The sequence below is a fragment of the Azospirillum doebereinerae genome (genome assembly GCF_003989665.1).
GTDB lineage: Bacteria > Pseudomonadota > Alphaproteobacteria > Azospirillales > Azospirillaceae > Azospirillum > Azospirillum doebereinerae.
On the sequence record NZ_RZIJ01000004.1, the window covers coordinates 270,576 to 290,728 of the forward strand.

Annotated in this window: 17 protein-coding genes; 12 read left to right on the top strand and 5 right to left on the bottom strand. The window is 70.6% G+C overall.

What is annotated here, in order from left to right:
* The first annotated feature begins 95 nt into the window (after positions 1–95).
* The 3 genes from EJ913_RS07845 (at position 96) to EJ913_RS07855 (ending at position 4,215) form a co-directional block, all read left to right on the top strand.
* Entirely contained in the window at positions 96–2,357 is a 2,262-nt protein-coding gene (locus tag EJ913_RS07845) for a hypothetical protein (protein WP_126996472.1), read from the top strand.
* A gap of 291 nt (positions 2,358–2,648) precedes the next feature.
* A complete protein-coding gene (locus EJ913_RS07850) occupies positions 2,649–2,906 on the top strand; it encodes a hypothetical protein (protein WP_126996474.1) in 258 nt (85 codons plus the stop codon).
* A gap of 85 nt (positions 2,907–2,991) precedes the next feature.
* Positions 2,992–4,215, top strand: coding sequence for a BaiN/RdsA family NAD(P)/FAD-dependent oxidoreductase (locus EJ913_RS07855; protein WP_274389965.1), 1,224 nt, complete (start codon positions 2,992–2,994; stop codon positions 4,213–4,215).
* A gap of 4 nt (positions 4,216–4,219) precedes the next feature.
* On the opposite strand, the gene EJ913_RS07860 is transcribed toward EJ913_RS07855, so the two are convergent.
* A complete protein-coding gene (locus tag EJ913_RS07860; protein ID WP_238521143.1) occupies positions 4,220–6,466 on the bottom strand; it encodes a transglycosylase domain-containing protein in 2,247 nt (748 codons plus the stop codon).
* A gap of 238 nt (positions 6,467–6,704) precedes the next feature.
* Here EJ913_RS07860 and EJ913_RS07865 point away from each other — a divergent pair, with 238 nt between their 5' ends.
* Positions 6,705–7,016 carry a polyhydroxyalkanoic acid system family protein gene (locus EJ913_RS07865; protein WP_126996480.1) on the top strand — a complete coding sequence of 104 codons (312 nt, stop codon included), beginning with the start codon at positions 6,705–6,707 and terminating at the stop codon, positions 7,014–7,016.
* A gap of 437 nt (positions 7,017–7,453) precedes the next feature.
* On the opposite strand, the gene pspF is transcribed toward EJ913_RS07865, so the two are convergent.
* Positions 7,454–8,455, bottom strand: coding sequence for a phage shock protein operon transcriptional activator (gene pspF, locus EJ913_RS07870; protein WP_126996482.1), 1,002 nt, complete (start codon positions 8,453–8,455; stop codon positions 7,454–7,456).
* A gap of 169 nt (positions 8,456–8,624) precedes the next feature.
* Between pspF and EJ913_RS31565 the strand changes: the two genes are divergently transcribed.
* The 4 genes from EJ913_RS31565 (at position 8,625) to pspC (ending at position 10,421) form a co-directional block, all read left to right on the top strand.
* Entirely contained in the window at positions 8,625–8,777 is a 153-nt protein-coding gene (locus tag EJ913_RS31565; protein ID WP_185909709.1) for a hypothetical protein, read from the top strand.
* 63 nt (positions 8,778–8,840) lie between these two features.
* On the top strand, positions 8,841–9,512 hold the full coding sequence (pspA, locus tag EJ913_RS07875; protein ID WP_126996484.1) for a phage shock protein PspA: 672 nt from the start codon (positions 8,841–8,843) through the stop codon (positions 9,510–9,512).
* Between the two features lie 210 nt (positions 9,513–9,722).
* Positions 9,723–9,950, top strand: a complete 228-nt coding sequence (gene pspB, locus EJ913_RS07880; protein WP_126996486.1) for an envelope stress response membrane protein PspB — start codon at positions 9,723–9,725, stop codon at positions 9,948–9,950.
* A 57-nt stretch (positions 9,951–10,007) separates the two neighbouring features.
* Positions 10,008–10,421: an envelope stress response membrane protein PspC gene (gene pspC, locus EJ913_RS07885; protein ID WP_238521141.1), complete on the top strand. Its 414-nt coding sequence runs from the start codon at positions 10,008–10,010 to the stop codon at positions 10,419–10,421.
* Between the two features lie 291 nt (positions 10,422–10,712).
* Here pspC and EJ913_RS07890 read toward each other — a convergent pair whose 3' ends face one another.
* The 3 genes from EJ913_RS07890 to EJ913_RS07900 form a co-directional block, all read right to left on the bottom strand.
* Entirely contained in the window at positions 10,713–11,225 is a 513-nt protein-coding gene (locus EJ913_RS07890) for a hypothetical protein (RefSeq protein WP_126996488.1), read from the bottom strand.
* Between the two features lie 15 nt (positions 11,226–11,240).
* Positions 11,241–11,810 carry a hypothetical protein gene (locus EJ913_RS07895; protein ID WP_126996490.1) on the bottom strand — a complete coding sequence of 190 codons (570 nt, stop codon included), beginning with the start codon at positions 11,808–11,810 and terminating at the stop codon, positions 11,241–11,243.
* Between the two features lie 97 nt (positions 11,811–11,907).
* Positions 11,908–13,473, bottom strand: a complete 1,566-nt coding sequence (locus EJ913_RS07900; protein WP_126996492.1) for a diguanylate cyclase — start codon at positions 13,471–13,473, stop codon at positions 11,908–11,910.
* A gap of 358 nt (positions 13,474–13,831) precedes the next feature.
* Here EJ913_RS07900 and EJ913_RS07905 point away from each other — a divergent pair, with 358 nt between their 5' ends.
* The 4 genes from EJ913_RS07905 to tagF all read left to right on the top strand — a co-directional run bounded on the left by EJ913_RS07905 (position 13,832) and on the right by tagF (position 20,096).
* Positions 13,832–15,724 carry a potassium transporter Kup gene (locus EJ913_RS07905; protein ID WP_211098905.1) on the top strand — a complete coding sequence of 631 codons (1,893 nt, stop codon included), beginning with the start codon at positions 13,832–13,834 and terminating at the stop codon, positions 15,722–15,724.
* Positions 15,725–16,048: 324 nt separating this feature from the next.
* The gene (gene icmH / locus EJ913_RS07910) at positions 16,049–17,386 is read left to right on the top strand and encodes a type IVB secretion system protein IcmH/DotU (RefSeq protein ID WP_244939284.1); all 1,338 of its coding nucleotides are present in this window, start codon (positions 16,049–16,051) and stop codon (positions 17,384–17,386) included.
* An 11-nt stretch (positions 17,387–17,397) separates the two neighbouring features.
* On the top strand, positions 17,398–19,401 hold the full coding sequence (tssM, locus tag EJ913_RS07915) for a type VI secretion system membrane subunit TssM (RefSeq protein WP_126996496.1): 2,004 nt from the start codon (positions 17,398–17,400) through the stop codon (positions 19,399–19,401).
* Positions 19,401–20,096, top strand: coding sequence for a type VI secretion system-associated protein TagF (gene tagF / locus EJ913_RS07920; protein WP_126996498.1), 696 nt, complete (start codon positions 19,401–19,403; stop codon positions 20,094–20,096). The genes tssM and tagF overlap by 1 nt, the downstream gene beginning before the upstream one ends.
* Positions 20,097–20,153: the final 57 nt, after the last annotated feature.

Below are 20,153 nucleotides of genomic sequence, written 5' to 3' on the forward strand. Positions count from 1 at the left end.
CATCATACCCATAGGTTTAGTCATTCACAGAAAATATATTATTAGAGAGACTAAACCATCAAAAACACAATTTCCGGTCAACCGGGGGAACGAAAATGGCTGCAACAGCAAACGGCACAACCGATTTCGATGCGCTGAACTATCTGGCCGCCAATCCCGATCTCATTCGCACCTTCGGCCTCGATCTCGCCGCGGCCTCGCGGCATTACGAGACGCTCGGCCGAACCGAAGGGCGCGCCCTGTCTTTCGATTCGCTGGGTTATCTCGCCGGCAATACCGATCTCCTTCGCGCCGTCGGGGCCGACACCACCGCGGCGACGCAGCATTACGTCCGCTACGGCTATGCCGAGGGACGCGCGACCTCCTTCGATGCGCTGGGTTACGTCTCCGCGAACGCCGATCTGATCGGCGCCATCGGCGCCAACCAGCAGAGCGCCAAGCAGCATTACGTCGCCTTCGGGTTCAAGGAAGGAAGGACCACCTATTTCAACGCCGGCGGCTATCTGGCGGCGAACGCCGACATCTACGCGGCCGTCGGCGCCGACCTCGACGCCGCCCGCCTGCACTACATCCAGCACGGGTTCCAGGAGGGCCGCCAGTTCCAGGTCGACGACTACGCCGAGAACACCACCACGCTGGGCCGCCTCGCCGTCAGCAACGGCCGCACGACCGGCATGATCGAGCGCCCCTACGACGTGGACTGGTTCCGGACCTCGATGGTCCAGGGCACGACCTACACGCTCTCGGTGCGCTTCGCCACCACGGGGCTGCACGACTTCGCCCTGGTCGACGGGTCCGGGAACACCCTGGCGAGCGACCGCGACAAGGATGGCGACGGGGTCTACACGGTGTCGTACCGGCCGACCGTGAGCGGTTCCTACTACGCCGCCGTCAGCGGCTTCGACGTCGGCCTCTACACGCTGACGGCCAGCAACGATGGAGCCACGACCACCCTTCCCACGACCACCCCCTTCGGCGATCTTCCCGACGACCCGTCGACCCCCGGACGCCTGACCGTGAACGGCATCGTAAACGGCCTCATCGACCGCTCGGGCGACAAGGACTGGTACGCGATCACCCTCAACGCCGGTGTCATGTACCGCTTCGAAGCGCCATCACAGGATAATCTTGGGATCAAGGTCTATTCCGACGGCAACACGGTGTTGCCGCACACCAATGTGGATCTTTTCACCGGCAAAAACGCGATCATCGTGACGCCAACCACCACCGCCACCTATTATGTGGAGGTTTCCGGCGGCAGCTCCGCCAATCTGCCTTACACGCTGCGGTCATCCGTTGGCGACGATTACGGCAGCACGCCGGCCACGGCCGGACAAATAACCGTCGGCACGGCCATCTCCGTCGTAAGCAATTACGCGTACGACATTGATTGGCTTGCCGCAACGCTGACAAAGGGATCGACCTACCAACTGAATGGGACCTCGAACGCGATGGACCCGACGGTGACGCTCTACGACGCCCAGGGCTTCCGTGTATCGACCAACGACCTAGCCCCTTTCTCCTCGAATATTTCCCAAGAGGTCACGATTACCACGACCGGCACCTATTATTGGGCATTCGGAGCGCGTTCGGTTGGCGCTCATAACGCCACAATACAGGAAACCTCAAGGAATCCCGGCTTCGTCGACGATTACGGCAACAGCTTCGGCACGGCTGGCCGCTTGACCATGAACGCGACGACTCAAGGCGCCCTCGAATACCGCAAGGACACGGATTATCTGTCCGTATCCCTGGAGAAAGGGAAAAGCTACAGCTTCGTGGTCGACGGCCCCGCGCTCGGCAACACCCGGTTCGACATCTTCAGTCCCGGGAACAACGCCGCCTACCTGAAGCCGACACGAACGGAGAACGGCAAGTCGTTCTATGACTACACCGCCTGCGCGACGGGGAATTTCGTCGTCTCCATCGACAGCAGCGACTACAAGCTGGGCTCCTACAGCATCACGACCACCGACAACGGCATGGTGGACGAGTACGCCAACGATGCCACGACCGCCGGCCGGTTGGCCATCGGCGGCAGCGTCAACGGTCGCATCGACTATTACGGGATCGACGAATTCCAGGGGGACACCGACTGGATCGCCCTGTCCCTGGACGCCGGCCAAAGCTACTCCCTCTCCATGCGCAGTGAGTCAAGCAACACCCGCCTGTCTCTGCTGGACGCGCTGGGGCACAGCTACGGAGCCTCTCCGTACGTCAACGCCAGCGGCGACTACAGCCTGATGATCACACCGGTGACGTCCGGTACCTACTACGCCAGCGTGTCCAGGCCCGACGGCGAGCGCAGCTCTGCGCTCAACGGCTACACGCTGACGGCCGGCCTGTACGGCGCCTGAGCCACGAAAGGACGAGGGTGCAGGCGCCGGGATCGCATCCCTCGGCGCCTGTCCGTCCTCCAACGGTGGCGATAGCCCGCCGGGAGTCGGGAAACGCCGCCCGAAGGCCCCGCAAGACGCTTGTTCGCCGCCGGAAAAGGATTCTACAACAAGGGGGAGGCCGATGTTTCGCGGACGGCCGGGCCCCCGGCGCGCCCACCCCCGTCCGCATGTTCGGCCACCCCCGCCGCCCCTGGCTCCGGTTCGGTCAGGCGGGGTCGCGAAGCTCGACCGGAACGAGGATCCCCTGCGATGTCGACCCAACACAAGCAAGCCATGGATGCGGTCCTGCAAGCCGCCGCGCACGACATCGTCGTCACCCTGAAGGAGCGTGAGGTCGAGGATCGCCACAGCGAAGAGGCCGACCTCGCCGTGCTCGACGTGGCGATCCTGCACGCCTACCGCGTCTTCATGCGCATCTGCGAGGAGAACGGGATGGAGGTTGACGCCGGCTATTTCGCCGACCTCGCCGCCGATCTCGCCGAGGAAGTCGCCCAGGACGAGGATTGATCGCACGGGTTCTCCCCCTCCCTCCCACGCCCCGGCGCCGGGGGGAGGGGAAAAACGCCTTCCTCCGTCTGAAAGTCACCGCCCCTTGTCCGCCGCCCCCAATTTCTCCCCCGACGTCGCGGTCATCGGCGCCGGTCCCGCCGGTCTGATGGCGGCGGAGGTCGCGGCCGGCGCCGGCCTCTCCGTCGCGGTGTTCGACCACACGCCCAGCCCGGCGCGCAAGCTGCTGCTGGCCGGGCGCGGCGGGCTCAACCTGACGCATTCCGAACCGCTCGACCGCTTTCTGCCGCGCTACGGTGCTCAAGAAGCGCTGTTCCGCGACCTGCTGGCCGGCTTCTCGCCCGAAGAGCTGCGCGGCTGGGCGGCGGGGCTCGGCATCGAGACCTTCGTCGGCAGCAGCGGGCGCGTCTTCCCGGTCCAGATGAAGGCGTCCACGCTGGTGCGCGCGTGGCTGCGCCGGCTGGGTGGGCTGGGCGTCACCCTGCACAGCCGCCACCGTTGGACCGGCTGGGACGCCGAGGGGCGCTTGACCCTGCGCGATCCCACGGGCGCCACCGTCACCGCCGCCCCGCGCGCGACCCTGTTGGCGCTGGGCGGGGCGAGCTGGCCGCGCACCGGCTCCGATGGGGGGTGGACCGGAATCCTCGCGGCACAGGGGGTGGAGATCGTCCCGCTGCGCCCGTCCAACATGGGCTTCGAGGTGCCCTGGTCCGATCACCTGCGCGAGCGCTTCGCCGGCCAGCCGGTCAAGAGCGTCGGCCTGTCCGCCGCCGGGCGGCGCCTGAAGGGCGAGTTCGTCATCACCGAAACCGGCATCGAGGGCGGCGCCGTCTACGCGCTGAGCGCCCCCTTGCGCGACGCCATCGCGGCGGAGGGGTGGGCGGCACTGACGCTGGATTTGCTGCCCGATCTGGCGGAGGCCGAGGTTCTCAAGCGCCTGCGCCGCCGGGGAGCGGAATCGCTGGCGACCTTCCTGAAGAAGTCCCTGTCGCTGAGCGGCCCGCGCGCCGCCCTGCTGCGCGAGTTCGCGTCCGCCGCCGAACTGGCCGACCCGGTGACGCTGGCCCGCCGCATCAAGGCGCTGCCGATGGTGCTGACCGGCATCCGGCCCATCGACCGCGCCATCTCCAGCGCGGGCGGCGTGGCGCTGTCCGAACTGGACGAGCGCTTGATGCTGAAGCGCCGGCCCGGCGTCTTCCTGGCCGGCGAGATGCTGGACTGGGAGGCGCCGACCGGCGGCTATCTGCTGCAAGGCTGCTTCGCGATGGGCGTCGCGGCCGGGCGCGGGATGATCGGCCGGCTGGGGTAAGCCTCTACCGCACGCTGTTGTGCCCGTAATCGTACTGCACCTTCGGCGCGCTTCCGCCGCCGGCCAGCTTGTCGATCAGCGAGCCGATGCCGCTGTCGGCGCGCGGGGCATGCGCCGCCGGGGCGGCCGGGGCCGGACCCGCCGGGCGGGCGCCGTCCGCCGAGGCCACCGGCACCGCCCAAGCGGGGGCGCCGTCCAGGCCGGGCAGCGGGCGCGGCGGCTTGCCGGCGTGGGCGTCCATCATGAAGCCCTGCCACAGCTTGGCCGGCAGCGTGCCGCCGGTGACCTTCCTCATCGCCTCGTTGTTGTCGTTGCCGAGCCACACCCCGGCCACCAGATCGGCGGTGAAGCCGACGAACCACGCGTCGTGGTAATCCTGCGTCGTGCCCGACTTGGCCGCCGCCGGGCGGTCGAGCCGGGCGCCCTTGCCGGTGCCGAACTCCATCACGCCCGCCATCATGCGCGACAGCTGCACCGCGTGGACCGGATCGACCACCGCCGCGCTGCCCCCGCCCTGCCGGCGGTACAGCACGGTGCCGTCGCGGTTCTTGATTTCGCTGATGGCGTAGCCCCAGACCGGCGCCCCCCGGTTGGCGATCCCGGCGTAGGCGCGGACCAGCTCCAGCAACGTTACCTCGCTGGTGCCGAGCGCCAGCGACAGATCCTTGGTCAGCGGCGCGGCGATGCCCAGCCCGGCGGCGACGCGGCGGATGCGGTCGGTGCCGATGCGGTCGGTCAGCCGCACAGTGGCGGTGTTGGACGAATGGGCCAGCGCGGTGGCCAGCGTGATGTTGCCGCGGAACTTGCCGTCGTAGTTGCCGGGGCTCCAGTCGCCGATCTGCAGCGGCGCGTCCTCGATCAGGCTGTCGGGCGCCCAGCCGGCCTCCAGCCCCGCCAGATAGACGAAGGGCTTGAAGGCGGAGCCCGGCTGCCGCATCGCCTGGGTGGCGCGGTTGTACTCGCTGCCGTCGTAGTCGCGGCCGCCGACCAGCGCGCGCACCGCCCCGTCCGGGCTCATGGCGACCAGCGCGCCCTGCCGCACGTTGGCGGCGGCGCCGGGGCCGGACAGCAGGGCCTCCAGCCGCTGCTCGGCGGCGCGCTGCATCTTCAGGTCCAGCGTGGTGCGGACGATGACGTCGCCGTGCTCGGGGCCGACGAAGCCCGACACCAGATCGGTCACCCAGTCGGCGAAGTAGCGGCCGTCGCCGCCCGGCTTGCGGCGCGGGGCCGGGGGGGCGTCGCGGGCGGCTTCGAGCTGCTGGGTGGTGATGAAGCCGGCGTCGACCATGGCGGCCATGACGATGCGGGCGCGCACCGCCGATTCGTCCGGGTTGGAGGTCGGGGCGTAGCGCGACGGCGCCTTCAGCAGCGCGGCCAGCACCGCCGATTCGCGCAAATCCACCTGGGTCGCCGGCTTGCCGAAATAGGTGCGCGAGGCCGCGTCCACCCCGAAGGTCCCGGCGCCGAGGTAGACGCGGTTCAGGTAGGCGGTGAGGATCTGGTCCTTGGTGAAGCGGTGCTCCAGCCACAGCGCCAGCATCGCCTCCTGGATCTTGCGCTTGAGCGACTTCTCGGCCGTCAGGAACAGGTTCTTGGCGAGCTGCTGGGTGATGGTGGAGCCGCCCTGCACCGCGCGCCCGGTCCGCCAGTTGACGTAGACGGCGCGCATCAGCCCGATCGGATCGATGCCGAAATGGCTGTAGAAGCGCCGGTCCTCGATGGCCAGCACGGCGTTGACGAGGTGCGGCGGCAGGTCGCTGACGCCCAGCGTCGTGCCGTGCAGGTCGCCGAAGCGCGCGAATTCGGTCCCGTCAGCGGCCAGCACCGTCACCGAGGCGCGCCGTTCGAACTGCGCCACCTTGGAGATGTCCGGCAGGTCGAGCGCGAACCACGCCAGCACGGCGCCGAGCCCGACCCCGCACCAGATCGCGGCGACCAGCCCCCAATGGACCAGACCGCGCAGCCAACCCCCGCCGTTGCCGCGCGGCGCCGGGCGCTTGGGCGGGGCGGGGCGCTTCGGCGGCTTGGACGGCGGCGGGCGGGACGAGGACGGGGGCCGGGCGGGCGGCGGCGGGGGTGGCGGCTTGGCCTTGCCGCGCGGCAGCTTGGGCAGGGACAGGCCCTTGCCGGACAGCTTGGCCGACAGGGGGCCGGACAGCGTCCCGGACAGGGAGCCGAACGGCTTCGGGTCGTCCTGGCTGTGGACGGGGCGCGGTCCCGCGAAAAGCTGATCCGGTCGGTCGGCGGTCACGGCGCGGTCGCTGCCCCTTGGTTCCAGACACTGTCCGGCGGCCATCCCTGATCGCGGCCGCGTCCGTCATATAACGCCCGCCCCGCCCGCCTCGAAAGGGGTGGATCGGCCGGGCGGATTTTTGTCCCGCGACCGTGGCGAAAGGATGACGGTTTCTTCCATCGGGCGCTGCGTGAACCCACAGGCGGCCGGCGCTGTTGTGTCCTGCGAGACATTCGCCCTTTCCGGAGTTCCCGCGATGCCAAAGCCCCTGACCCTGTCCGTTCCCCATTCGCTCGGCCGCGCGGAGGCCAAGCGGCGTCTGGTCGACGGCATGGGCGACGCGCGCGCCCGGCTGAGCGCCGTCGCCACCAGCATCGACGACCATTGGACCGACGACCGGCTGGACTTCCGCGTGGTCGCCCTGGCCCAGACCGTGAGCGGCCACATCGACGTGCTGGAGGACCGGGTCGAGGTCGAGGTCGAACTGCCCTGGGCGCTCGGCATGCTGGCCGACCGCCTCAAGACCAAGCTGACCAAGCAGGGCACGCTGATGCTGGAGAAGAAGTGAGGCGGTCGGTTCACCCTCATCACCCTGCCCTCCGCAGGACGGGGAATGGAACGTTTGAAACACCATGAAACGTTTTTCCGGCCCTGTTCCACGTTCCATCCGCCACACCGGGGATAAAGCCCTCTCCCGTCCCGGGAGAGGGAGGGGACCCGCGCAGCGGGGAGGGTGAGGGGCTAGAGGGCGTGGTGCTTGATCCATGTTCCGATAGCCCCTCACCCTTCCCACCGCTGCGCGGCGGGCCCCTTCCCTCTCCCAGGGCGGGAGAGGGTTACTGGCTCCAGAAGGTTGCGCATATGCCGGGACGGGGCTGGAAGAGTTGGCGAGTCGGCGGGCATGGCAAGGCTCCGTCAAGCGTCGGGGAGAGGTGGCGCCATGCTATGGAAAAGCGTTCCCGCGTGCAGAGGTTTCGGCACATTCCCGCCCTCCGATGACCGGGCTCAGATCAGCCCGTGCTTCTTCAGCATGCCGCGAAGCTGGTGGTAGCCCAGCCCCAGCGCCTGCGCGGTCTGGCGCTGGTTGAAGCGGTGGCGCTCCAGCGCCTCGCGCAGCTTGGCCGACTCGAAGGCGCGGACCTCCTCCAGGATGCCGCCCGCCTCCCCTTCCGGCGTCGCCTCCGCCACGGCGGTCTCCGCCGCCGGCTCCACGACACGGTGGCGCTCGCGCGGGCGCCAAGGTGAGGCGAAGGGGTCGAGGACGATCGCCGCGATGGGCTGGTCGGGATCGGCGGCGGCCACCGAGCGCTCCACCGCGTTGCGCAGCTCGCGCACGTTGCCGGGCCAGTCGTGGCCGCACAGCGCCGCCAGCGCCGAAGGCGCGAAGCCGGGGAACAGCGCCCGCTCCAGCTCGCGCACCATGCCCAGCGCGAAATGCTCGGCCAGCGGGGGAATGTCCTCGGGCCGGGCGCGCAGGGGGGGCAGCGTCACCACGTCGAAGGCCAGACGGTCCAGCAGGTCGGCGCGGAAGCGCCCGGCCTCGGCCAGCGCCGGCAGGTCGGCGTTGGTGGCGCCGACCACCCGCACGTCCACCGTCGCGGTGCGCCCGCCGACCCGCTCGATCTCGCCGTACTCGACGGCGCGCAGCAGCTTCTCCTGAACGGCCGGGGAGGCCGTGGCGATCTCGTCCAGGAACAGGGTGCCGCCGTCGGCCTGCTCGATGCGGCCGATCTGGCGCCGGGTCGCCCCGGTGAAGGCGCCGGCCTCGTGCCCGAACAGCTCCGAATCCAGCAGGGTCTCCGGCAGGGCCGCGCAGTTCACCTTCACGAAGGGCCGGTCCCAGCGCCGCGACAGGTAATGCAGCCGGGCGGCGATCAGCTCCTTGCCGGTGCCGCGCTCCCCGATCACCAGCACCGGGCGCTCCAGCGGGGCCACCCGCGAGACGTGCTCCAGCGCCTCGCGGAAGGCGGGCGACTCGCCCAGCAGGGGCGGCAGATCGGCCGACATCGCGCTTTCCACCATCTGTTCGTCAATATGGCGATCTTATCGTGGCAATCGTCAGACGGCAACGCGCGCGGTTCCCAGCGAAAGCCAAGCGGGCCAAGGCTTCCAGCCCCCCGGCGGCTCTTGGCACGGCGGTTGCGATAGAGGTGGGCAACAGAAGGAGATCACACGCATGACCGACTTCAGCGACTTTCGCCGCCGCTACGGCACCGGAACCGGCAACCGTCCGTTTCTCCGGCGCGCCCGCGCCTATCTCAGCACCCGTCCGACGGAAAGCTGGCTGTTCTTCTTCGCCGGCATCCTCGCCGGCGCGATCCTCGGCTGACCCAACCAAGCCCGCCCCACACAAGCCTGACCCACACAAGCCTGACCCACAGGAAATCCGACCATGAGCATTTTTTCCCGTCTCACCGACATCGTGCAGTCGAACCTGAACTCCCTGCTCGACCGCGCCGAGGAGCCGGAGAAGCTGATCCGCCTGATCATCCAGGAGATGGAGGACACGCTGGTCGAAGTCCGCTCCTCCACCGTGAAGATCATCGCGGAGAAGAAGGAGATCGAGCGCCGGGTCGCCGACCTGCACCGCGAACGCGACGAGTGGGACCGCAAGGCCGAGATCGCGCTGACCCGCGAGCGCGAGGATCTCGCCAAGGGCTGCCTGATGGCCAAGTCCAAGGTCGCCGAGCAGGCCGACACGCTGACCGAGCAGCTGATCCACGTCGAGTCGGCGCTGTCGAAGGCGAACGAGGACATCGGCCGGCTCCAGGCCAAGCTGACCGACGCCAAGACCCGCGAGAAGGCCCTGGTCACCCGCGCCCAGACGGCGGCCAACCGGGTGAAGGTGCGCTCCAGCCTGCACGACGAGCGCATCAACGAGGCGCTGTCGCGCTTCGAGCAGGTCGAACGCAACCTCGACGAGCTGGAGGGTCGCGTCGAATCCTACGACCTGGGCCGCGCCAAGAGCCTGACCGAGGAGATCGCCGAGCTGGAGGCCACCACCAAGGTGGAGGGCGAGCTGGAAGCGCTGAAGGCCCGCATCGCCGCCCGGCGCGCCGGGTGATAGGGAGCAGGCGCTAAAGCCGCACCCTATTCTCCCCCATGAAGCCCCTCTCCCCTCGCGGGAGAGGGGTTGGGGTGAGGGGGCGCAAACATCTTCCGCCTTTGAGGCGGAACACCCCTCATCCCAACCCTTCTCCCACAAGGGGAGAAGGGCTCAAGCTAGCCTTGGGGAGGGGACTAGAGCCTCAACGATAAGAAAGGCCAGTCAGCCATGAGCTTCTTCGGTTTCGTCATCGCGGCGCTGTTCATGGTCGTGGTGGCGCCGGTGTGGATCGTCTTCCACTACATCACGCAGTGGCGCGCCCAGCGCGGGCTGACCGCCCAGGACGAGCGCCTGCTCGCCGAGCTGTGGGAGATCGCCAACCGCCTGGAAGGCCGCATCCAGTCGCTGGAGCGCGTGCTCGACAGCGAGGCGCCGAACTGGCGCGACAAGACCTGAACCGATGTTCCGAACCCGATGTTCCGAACCAAGCCCCGAACAGGAAGGACCGACCCGATGATGGATCGCCCGTCCCCGCATTCCCCCTACGAATCCCCCAACCCGCACCGCCTGTACCGCAACCCGCAGACCGGAGTCCTCGGCGGCGTCTGCGCCGGGATGGCCGAGTATCTGGGCTTGCGGCCGGGGGTGGTCCGGCTGGTGGTGATCCTGGGGATGTTCTTCTTCGCGTTTCCGCTGATCGTCGCCTACGTCATCGCGCTGCTGGTGCTGCCGGTCCGGCCGGCGCAGATCTACCGCAACCCGGAAGAGGAGGCGTTCTGGCGCACGGTCTCGACCAAGCCGGACCGGACGCTGGCCGGGCTGACCCAACGCTTCCGCGACTTCGAGACGCGGATCACGGGCGCGGAGGCGTATGTCGCCTCGAAGGAGTTCGAGCTGAACCGCGCGATCCGCGATCTGGATCGCTGACCGTTCAGCCGAACCTCGGCACGAAATTACCGGAGCACGACGTTACCGGCGCTGGCGGCGCCGGTCGCGGCCGCGGATCGGCACCGGTTGCGGCGTCGGAAGCGTGGCGATCACACCGGCCAGCACCACCGCCATCGCACCACCCAGCAGAATGAGATCCATCGTCGATCCTCCACCATCGATACCGTTTGTCCCACCCATGGTGAGGCAATTTGATTACAACATGGTAGTGAAAAGAGAGCTTGGCAACAGCCCCGGCGTCCGGAAAAATCCCAGCTTGCCCCGTTCGCCTCACCCCCGATAGGCTTCGGCGCCCGTGACGGCGAAGCCCTTGCCGTCCGGGTAACGGGTGGCGAGTTTTTCGCGCGCCTTCTTCTCGTCCAGCCCCCACACCAGGAACCGGCGCCCGCGCTTCCAGCTTTCCAGCGCGACCGGATCCAGGTTGGCGTTGACCTTGGCGGCGTATTGGCCGTTCGTCACGCGCAGGATCCACCCCGAATCGGCCTTGGCCCGGCGGTCGTCCAGCACGTAGACCCGGCGGTCGACGGCATCGGCCGCCTTCAGCCGCTGTTCCAGATCCTCTCGGCCCATCTCCGCCGTGGCCTTGCGGCGGCGGGCGGCGCGGATGTCCTCGGCCTGCTGCAGGGTGACCCGCGCGATCCTCTTGATGCGCTCGGCCTGCGCCCGCTTGCGCGACACGGCGTTGGCGATGCGCTCCTCCGCGACCTTCAGGCGGCGCAGCGCCAGCAGCAGCGCCACCGCCAGCGAGACGAAACCGACCAGCGCGGCGAACACATAGGGCATCCCGCGGCCTCCCCCTCAACCCGCCTTGGCGATGGCGGGAGCGGCGGGCGCGCCGACGTCCTGCATGCGCGTCACGACGTAGCCGAAGGCCGGCGGGTAGCGGCGTTCGATCTCCGCCCGCGCCTCGGCCATCGACTTGGCCCAGACCTCGATGGTTTGCGGCTGCGCCCAGCTCGAATCGATCAGCGCGTGCTGCGACTGCTGGAAATCCGCCGTCCCGACGTATTTGTTGGCCACCATGGCGATGTAGCAGGGGGTGCCCTTGACCTCCTCGCCGATCAGGCGGACCAGCGACTCGCCCGACTGCTGGGCGCTCTTCAGCCGCCGTTCCAGCACCGCCCGGTCGCGCACCGCCTCCTCGACCGCGGCCGCCGCCTCGCGCAGTTCCGTGACGCGGTCGTTGCGGCGGGCCTCGAACAGGGCCTCCATCTTGGCGCGGCGGACCATGGCGTCGCGCACCCCGGTGGTGCCGTGGCGCTTCTCGATCATGCGCTCCCCCAGCATCACGGCGAGCTGCCCGATGCCGAACGCCAGCCCGGACAGGCCGAAGGCGGCGATGAGAGCGTTGGTGTAGTCGTGCCACATGGAGATGCCCCCGGTCCGGCCCCCGCGCTCGGCATACAGGAGTAACCCTTATGGACAGACCCTTCAATGTTTGCCTTGAAACAAATTCCCGCAGGATTCAGGCGATTTGTGTCAGGCCGTCCGCCCGGTCCAGAAGCTCCGCCCGCCGGACCCGGTTGCGCCCGGCCTGCTTGGCGGCGTAGAGCGCGACGTCGGCGCGGCGCAGGGTCTGCTCGATGGAGGTTTCGGCCGCAATCCAGGACGCCACCCCGAGGCTGCCGGTCACCGGCACGGCGCGCCCGTCCACCATCACCGGGCTTGCGGCCAGCGAGGCGCGGACCCGCTCGGCCACGGCGGCGGTGCCCTCCCCGTCGGTTTCCGGCAGCAGCACGACGAACTCCTCGCCGCCGAAGCGGGCGATGTGGTCCGACGCCCGCAGCGCGTCCCGCGTGCGCCGGACCACGGTGCGCAGCACCTCGTCGCCGGCGGCGTGGCCGTGGGTGTCGTTGATCGCCTTGAAGCGGTCGAGGTCGAGCAGGAAGATCCCCAGATGCCGGCCATGGCGCCGCGTCCGCCCCAGCTCCGCGTCGGCGAGTTCCAGGAAGCGGCGGCGGTTCCACACCCCGGTCAGCGAATCGAGCGTCGCCAGCCGGTTCAGCCGGACGTTCGCCTCCTCCAGCGCGCTGGTGCGCTCGGCGACGCGGCGCTCCAGCGTCTCGTTGGCCTCGCGCAGACGCTCGTACAGGCTGACGTTGGCGAAGCCGATGGCGATCTTCGAGGCGAAGACCTCGACCAGCGCGCGGTCGACCGCGTCGAGCGGCCGGTCGGTGCGGATCCAGGCCGCGATCTCCTGCCCGTCGGGCACCCGCAGGTAGAAGGCCGAGCCGTCGGGGCCGTGGACGCCGCGCTTGTTCCGGAAGGTCTCGGCGATCACGGCGGCGAGCGCCGGGTCGAGCGCCGAGGCCGGCTCCCCCGACGCCCCGGCGTGGCGACCGATTCCGGCCAGCACCGCCGGCGCCCCGCCCGCCTCCGGACAGCGGGCGCAGAGGACGGCGTCGGGCGCCACCCGCAGCACCTCGGACAGGTGGATCAGCACCTCGGCGGCAAACGGCTGCATGCGGCGCAGCGCGAACAGCCGGTCGGTCGACTGGATGATCCGTTGCAGGCCGCGCCGGTTGCTTTCCAGCGCCTGGATGTCGGTGTAGGCCCGCAGCGCCGACACCACCGTGGTGAAGAGCTTCTGCGCGGTCAGCTCGGTCTTCGACTTGTAGTCGTTGATGTCGTAGGCGAGGACGACGTCCTCCTCCGGCGCCTGGCCCGGCTGGCCGGTGCGCAGGATGATGCGGACGGCCTGGTTGCCCAGCGTCTCGCGGATGGTGCGGACCAGCTTCAGCCCGGCGTCCTCGGTCTCCATCACCACGTCGAGCAGGACGATGGCGATGTCGGGGGTCTCGCGCAGCACCCGCTCGGCCTCGGCGGCGGACGAACTGCTCAGCAGGTGCAGCCGACGGCCCCGGTAGCGCAGCCGCGCCAGCGCCAGCCGGGTGACCGCGTGGATCTCCGCCTCGTCGTCGACGATCAGGACCAGCCAAGGCGCCGGCTCGCCGGCGGGCGGCGGCGGCGGCGGCGGGGTCTCGCGGTCCGGGGCTCGATCGCCGTCGGCGAACAGGAAATCGTTGGGCATGGCCTCCGGCTCGGGCAAGCGTCACGGTGCACGCGGGAATGGAAGCATTTAGCCGGCATTGATGCAACGGTCCAACTTCTACAAATTCCTTCACTCCGGCCGCGCATGCGAATGCGGGAAAGTTCTTGTTTTTCCTTCGCCTTTCGATTGCCGAACGCGGCGAGCCCCACCCCTCCGCCTCTTTGTCCGGCCGGCTTACGAAATAATGCCCGGCGGGCCGGGATCGCCGAAAGGGGGAGGAGCGTTTCGCCACTCGGCCCTTGCCTTGTCGGCGATCGGCGCATAGGCATCGAAGACCACGGCCAAGCCGACGCTTCCAGACGGAGCGCGACGCCCAAGCGTGGCGAGGGAAACGGCAATGGAAGCCAGCATGACCGACCGGGAGCATTCGACGAAGCTGCGCGCCCTGACCATGGGGGCGCTCGGCGTCGTCTACGGCGACATCGGGACCAGCCCGCTCTACACCCTGCGCGAATGCCTGACGCAGGGCGGCGGGTTCGACCTGTCGCCGGACATCATCCTGGGGGTCCTGTCGCTGATCTTCTGGGCGCTGATCATCACGGTGACGGTGAAATACGTCATCTTCGTCATGCGCGCCGACAACCAGGGCGAGGGCGGCATCCTGGCGCTCACCGCGCTGGCGCTGCGCGGCATGCGGCCGGGCCACCGCAAGACCACCGCCGTCATGGCCATCGGCATCATGGGCGCCGCCCTGTTCTACGGCGACAGCCTGATCACCCCGGCCATCTCGGTGCTGAGCGCGGTGGAGGGGCTGAAGGTCATCGCCCCGGCCTTCGAGGATTACGTCATCCCGATCACGCTGGTCATCCTGGTCGGCCTGTTCGTCCTGCAAAGCTTCGGGACGGAAAAGGTCGGCAAGCTGTTCGGCCCGGTGATGCTGGTGTGGTTCGTGACCCTGGGGGTGCTGGGGGCTTGGCAGATCATCCGCTACCCCGACGTGCTCGGCGCCATCTGGCCCGGCCACGCGGTGGAGATGCTGTTCGAGCACGGCTGGAAGGGCTACCTGCTGCTGGGCGCCGTCGTGCTGGCGGTGACCGGGGCCGAGGCGCTCTACGCCGACATGGGGCATTTCGGCCGCAAGCCGATCCGGCTGGCGTGGTTCGCCCTGGTGCTGCCGTCGCTGCTGCTCTGCTACTTCGGCCAGGGCGCGCTGCTGCTGCACGAGCCGGGCGCCATCGAGAACCCCTTCTACCATCTGGCCCCGGACTGGGCGCAGGTGCCGCTGCTGATCCTGGCGACGGCGGCCACCGTCATCGCCGGTCAGGCGGTGATCTCCGGCGCCTATTCGGTGACGCTCCAGGCCATGCATTTGCGCTACCTGCCGCGCATGGAGGTCCGTCACACCTCCGAGCACGAGAAGGGCCAGATCTACATGCCGCAGCTCAACTGGCTGCTGCTGACCGGGGTGCTGCTGCTGGTGCTGACCTTCCAGACCTCCAGCAACCTCGCCGCCGCCTACGGCATCGCGGTGACCGGCACCATGGTGGCGACCACCCTGCTCGCCTACAAGGTGGCGCGCAGCCTGGGCCGCTGGAAGCTGTGGCAGGCCGGTCTGGCGCTGATCGTCTTCCTGTCGATCGACGCGGCCTTCTTCTTCTCGAACCTGATCAAGGTCGAGGAGGGCGGCTGGTTCCCGCTGGCGGTCGGCGCGCTGGTCTTCCTGCTGATGGCGACGTGGCGGCGCGGCCGCGAGGTGGTGCGGCAGCGGCTGGCCGAGGACGCGCTGCCGCTCGACTCGCTGCTGGAGCGGCTGAAGGGCGGCTCGATCCAGCGGGTTCCCGGCACGGCGGTGTTCCTCACCGGCAACCCGCGCGGCCTGCCGCCGGGGCTGCTGCACAGCCTGAAGCACTACAAGGTGCTGCACCAGCGGGTCGTCCTGCTGACCGTCGACATCCAGGACGTGCCCCACATCCCCGACAGCCAGCGCTTCGAGCTGAAGCCGCTGTCGGCCGGCTTCTTCCGGCTGATCATGCATTTCGGCTTCAAGGACGAGCCGGACATCCCCAACGCGCTGGAGAAGAAGAAGATCCCCGGCCTGCCCTTCGAGCCGATGGAGACGACCTATTTCGTCAGCCGCGAGACGCTGATCCGCTCGCACCGCCGGGCCGGGATGCCGCGCTGGCAGGAGCCGACCTTCATCTTCCTGTCCAAGCTGTCGACCAGCGCCTCGGAGTATTTCTGCATCCCGCCCAACCGGGTGGTCGAGCTGGGCATGCAGCTGGAGATTTAACCACTCTCCATCCTGTGCTGTGAAGCCCTTCTCCCCTTGCGGGAGAAGGGTTGGGATGAGGGGTATTCGCCGCAGGCGAAGACAAAATTTGCGCCCCCTCACCCCAACCCCTCTCCCGCAAGAGGAGAGGGGCTTCACGCGAGTGCTCCGATTGTCCCCTCCGGATCGATTCCTTCCCCGGCCCGCGCCTGCTATACATCCGGCCGAGCATCGGACGGGAAGAGCGGGGGCATGGGGTTGGAGGACCGTTTGGGCGACGGCGGGCCGCGGCTCGAGTCTCGGAAACCGCTGGAAGCGCCACGGCTGGACCGGCGCGACCCTCCCTTGGCGCTTCACAACCCCGTTCCGGCCTTCCTGACCGCCGCCCGGCCGGCCGCCGACCTTCCCGGCCCGCCCGCCACCACCGTTCCCGCGCCGCCGGCCCCGCCGCCGTATCTGCCCGAACCGCGCCTGCGCGAGGCCCTGAACCCGCTGCTGAGCGCGGCGGCCCCCGTGCTGGATCTCGCCGCCGGGCTGCGCGACCGCGTCACCCACGACGACCCCGACGGGGTGCGCGACGACGCCCTGGCCGCGCTGGCCCGCTTCGGGACGGACGCCGCCGCCGCCGGGCTGACCGCCGAGGAGATCCGCGTCGCCCGCTTCGCGCTCTGCGCCACGCTGGACGACACCCTGCGCGCCACGCCCTGGGGCGCCCGCGCGCCCTGGCTGAGCGGGGGGCTGGCTGGAGGGCTGGCGGGGGGGCTGACCGCCGCGCTCGACCCCGAGGCCGGCGGGCCGGATCTGTTCTTCGAGCTGCTCGACACCATGCTGGGCGACCCCCGGCTGCACCGGCGCGAGTTGGAGCTGTTCTACGCCTGCCTGTCGCTGGGCTTCGAGGGCAAGTACCGCGACCGGCCGCGCGGCGCCCATGATCTCGCCCATCTGCGCGACGAGCTGTATCGCATCCTGCGCCGCGCGCGGGGCGAGCGCGACCCGGCGCTCTCCCCCGCTCCGCACGGCCCCTCCGCCCGCACCATGGCCACGCGCTTCCGCCCCTTGGCCGCCGCCCTGCCGCCCTGGACCGCCTGGGCGGCGGTGGCGCTGGGGCTGGGGCTGCTGTGGGGCCAGCTTTCCGCCGCGCTGACCCGGCAGGCCGGGCCGGTCGCCGCGCGCATCGCAGCCCTGGTGCCCGACGCCCCCATCGAGATCGCCCGGCTCGCCCCGCCGCCGCCGCCGACCGCCGGCCCGGCGCTGATCGCCCGCGTCACCGCCGTCCTCGCCCCGGAAATCCGCAGCGGCGCCGTCGAGGTGCTGGCCGGGGAGGACGGCGCCCTGGTCGTCCGCATCCCCGCCGCCGCCATGTTCGCCACCGGCAGCGAGGCCGTGAAGGCCCGCCACCGCGCCGTCGTCGACCGCGTCGGTCAGGCGCTGGGGCCGGAGGGCGGGCTCGTGCGGGTGGTCGGCCACACCGACGACCAGACGCCCCGCACCGGCCGCTTCCCCACCGCCCAGAGCCTGACCGAGGCGCGGGCCGAGGCCGTCCGCCGGTTGCTGGAACGCCCGCTCGGCCCCGCCCGCCTGTCGTCGGAGGGGCGCGCCGACGCCGAACCCGTCGCGCTGAACGACACGCCCGCCGGGCGCGACACCAACCGGCGGATCGACGTCCGCCTCTACCCGCAGTGAAGGCGCCCGCCATGCCCGTGCCGCGCCGCCCCTCCTCCTCCCTGTCCCCGCACCTGCCCTCGCGGCTGCGCTGGAGCCTGTCGCTCGGCGGCGCCCTGGCGCTCGGCCTGACCGGGTGGCTGCTGACGCCGGCGCTGGCCGGGACCGACTGGACGATCCGGCTGGCCCCGCTGCTGCTGGCGCTCGCCGGCTGGGCGCTCCTCAACCGCCGGATCGACCGGGCCGAGCGCGCCGCCAACGCCCGGCTGGTCGAGGCGCTGACCGCCGCCCGCGACCCCGACCTCAAGGCCTCGCTCGACGAGATCGGCAGCGTGCGCCAGCGGCTCGACGCCGTGCTGGCCCGGCTGAAGACCCAGCGTTTCGGCGCCGGGCTGACCGGGCGCTACCTCTACCAGCTTCCCTGGTATCTGGTGATCGGCGCGCCGGGGTCGGGCAAGACCACGGCGCTGGGCAGCGCCCGTCTCGGCACCCCGCTGGCCGACGGCGACATCGCCGAGCCGATCGCCAACCTCGGCGGCACCCGCAACTGCGACTGGTGGTTCACCGACGAGGCGGTGCTGATCGACACCGCCGGGCGCTACACCACCCAGGACAGCCGCCGCGCCATCGACGGCCGGGTGTGGTCCGGCCTGCTCGACCTGCTGAAAGAGCACCGGCCGCGCCAGCCGGCCAACGGCGTGCTGCTGACCGTCAGCCTGCCCGACCTCGCCGCCTGGACCGCCGCCGAGCGCCACGGCCACGCCATCACCGTCCGCCAGCGCCTGAACGAGCTGCGCACGCAGCTCGGCGTGCGGGTCCCGGTCTATGTCCTGCTGACCAAGGCCGATCTGGTGCCGGGCTTCGCGACCTTCTTCGACCCGCTCGACCGCGCCGCCCGGCAACAGGTCTGGGGCCTCGCCTTCCCGGCCGAGGAGGCGCCGGAGGGTCCGCTGCCCGCCTTTTACGAGCTGTTCGCCGGGCTGGTCCGGCGGCTGGACGAGCGGCTGCTCGACCGGCTGCACCAGGAGCCGGACATCGGGCGCCGCAGCGACGCCTTCGCCTTCCCGCTCCGCATCGCCGAGCTGGAGACGGCGCTGGCCGACCTCGTGGACACCGCCTTCGCGCCGGAAGCGGCGGAGGAGGTTCCCCTGCTGCGCGGCATCTACCTGACCAGCGCGACCCGGACGGATCGCATGGCCCCCGACCCGCTGTCCCCCGGCGCCGGGGAGCCAGCCGATACCCATTTCCTCGACCGGCTGCTGCCCGAGATGGTGTTCCCGGAGGCCGGCCTCGCCGGGGTGGACCGCGCGCTGGAGCAACGCCGACGCCGCGCCGGGATCCTGTCGGCCGGCGGCGCGCTCGCCGCCGGGCTGCTGCTGGGCGGCTTCTGGCTGCACAGCCACGCCGGCAACGCCGCGCTGCTCGACCGCGCCGATTCGGCCGCCGCGTCGGTGGAGGCGGCGCTGCGCCCGCTCGACACGCCGCCGCGCTCGCTGGCGCGGGTGGACGACACCGACGTCGCCGCCATCCTGCCGGCGCTGGACGGCCTGCGCGCCCTGCCGATGGGCTACGCGGAGCGCGCGTCCTGGGCCGCGCCGGAGCTGGCCGGCGGGCTCTACCAGGGCGACCGCATCGCCGGTCCGGCCGGGGAGGTCTACCGGCGGGCGCTGCGCACGCTGTTCCTGGCCCGGCTGACGCTGCGGCTGGAGGAGCAGCTCCGCACCAACTGGGCGCGGCCCGACCTGCTGCGCGCGGCGCTGCGCGCCTACCGCATGATCGGCGGGCGGGAGGCGATGGATTCCGCCGATCTGGCCGAATGGCTGGCGCTCGACTGGCAGCGCAGCCTGCCCGGCCCGGCCAACGAGGCCCGCCGCCGGGCGCTGGGCGATCATCTGGCCGCGCTGTTCGAGGCGGGCTTCGCGCCCATCCCGGTCGACGAGACGCTGGTGGCCCGCGTCGAGGAGGTGCTGGCCCAGGCCGCCCCGCCCCGTCCCGCTTCCGCCTTCGGTTCCGGTTCGGAAGTGGCGTCGCCGTGATGCTGCGCGAGCGGTGGAACGCCGCCCGGACCAACGCCTCGGCCGCCCATTTCCACGGGGTCGGCTTCCACGGCAAGCTGCCGGCGCGCGGCGACTTCGTCGGCCACGGCCTGCCGCGCGAGGTGCTGGACCCGTGGGACGTCTGGCTGTCGGCGGCGCTCGGCGAGGCCGGGCGGCGGCTGGGCGGCGCGTGGGAGCGGGCGTTCAGCGGCGCGCCGGTGTGGCGCTTCGCCCTGTCGGCGGGCTTGTGCGGCGACGCGCCGCTGGTCGGCGTGCTGATGCCCAGCGCCGACCGGGTCGGGCGGCTCTACCCCTTCACCATCGCGGCGGCGCTGCCCGACCGGCTCGACCTCGCCGCCGCGCCGGCCGCCTGCGCGGCGTGGTTCACCCGCGCCGAGGCGGTCGCCGCCGACGCCTGCCGGGCCGGCGCGGACGTCGAGGGGCTGCCGGCGCGGCTGGCGATCCTCGGACGGCCGGAGCTGGAGCGGGTGCATCCGGCCTCCGTCGCCATGGTGGAGCGTCTGGCCGGGCCGCTGCGGGAGGGGTCGAGCTTGTGGTGGACGCGCGGCGGCGGCCCGGTGGCGCCGTCGCTGCTGGCCTGCGCCGGATTGCCGGGCGGCGCCCGGCTGACGGCCTTCCTGGACGGCGCGTGGGACCGTTGGGGATGGGAGGATGTCGGCGGGGGGAACGCGTGAGGGGGACTTGTGTGGGTTCCAGCGTCGCGTTGCCCCCTCCCCATCCCTCCCCCGCCT

What these genes read in the sequence shown, in the direction of transcription:
- EJ913_RS07845 (WP_126996472.1), top strand. Translation starts at nt 96, where the DNA reads ATGGCTGCAACAGCAAACGGCACAACCGATTTCGATGCGCTGAACTAT.
- EJ913_RS07850 (WP_126996474.1), top strand. Translation starts at nt 2,649, where the DNA reads ATGTCGACCCAACACAAGCAAGCCATGGATGCGGTCCTGCAAGCCGCC.
- EJ913_RS07865 (WP_126996480.1), top strand. Translation starts at nt 6,705, where the DNA reads ATGCCAAAGCCCCTGACCCTGTCCGTTCCCCATTCGCTCGGCCGCGCG.
- pspF (WP_126996482.1), bottom strand. Translation starts at nt 8,455, where the DNA reads ATGTCGGCCGATCTGCCGCCCCTGCTGGGCGAGTCGCCCGCCTTCCGC.
- EJ913_RS31565 (WP_185909709.1), top strand. Translation starts at nt 8,625, where the DNA reads ATGACCGACTTCAGCGACTTTCGCCGCCGCTACGGCACCGGAACCGGC.
- pspA (WP_126996484.1), top strand. Translation starts at nt 8,841, where the DNA reads ATGAGCATTTTTTCCCGTCTCACCGACATCGTGCAGTCGAACCTGAAC.
- pspB (WP_126996486.1), top strand. Translation starts at nt 9,723, where the DNA reads ATGAGCTTCTTCGGTTTCGTCATCGCGGCGCTGTTCATGGTCGTGGTG.
- pspC (WP_238521141.1), top strand. Translation starts at nt 10,008, where the DNA reads ATGATGGATCGCCCGTCCCCGCATTCCCCCTACGAATCCCCCAACCCG.
- EJ913_RS07890 (WP_126996488.1), bottom strand. Translation starts at nt 11,225, where the DNA reads ATGCCCTATGTGTTCGCCGCGCTGGTCGGTTTCGTCTCGCTGGCGGTG.
- EJ913_RS07895 (WP_126996490.1), bottom strand. Translation starts at nt 11,810, where the DNA reads ATGTGGCACGACTACACCAACGCTCTCATCGCCGCCTTCGGCCTGTCC.
- EJ913_RS07900 (WP_126996492.1), bottom strand. Translation starts at nt 13,473, where the DNA reads ATGCCCAACGATTTCCTGTTCGCCGACGGCGATCGAGCCCCGGACCGC.
- EJ913_RS07905 (WP_211098905.1), top strand. Translation starts at nt 13,832, where the DNA reads ATGGAAGCCAGCATGACCGACCGGGAGCATTCGACGAAGCTGCGCGCC.
- tssM (WP_126996496.1), top strand. Translation starts at nt 17,398, where the DNA reads ATGCCCGTGCCGCGCCGCCCCTCCTCCTCCCTGTCCCCGCACCTGCCC.
- tagF (WP_126996498.1), top strand. Translation starts at nt 19,401, where the DNA reads ATGCTGCGCGAGCGGTGGAACGCCGCCCGGACCAACGCCTCGGCCGCC.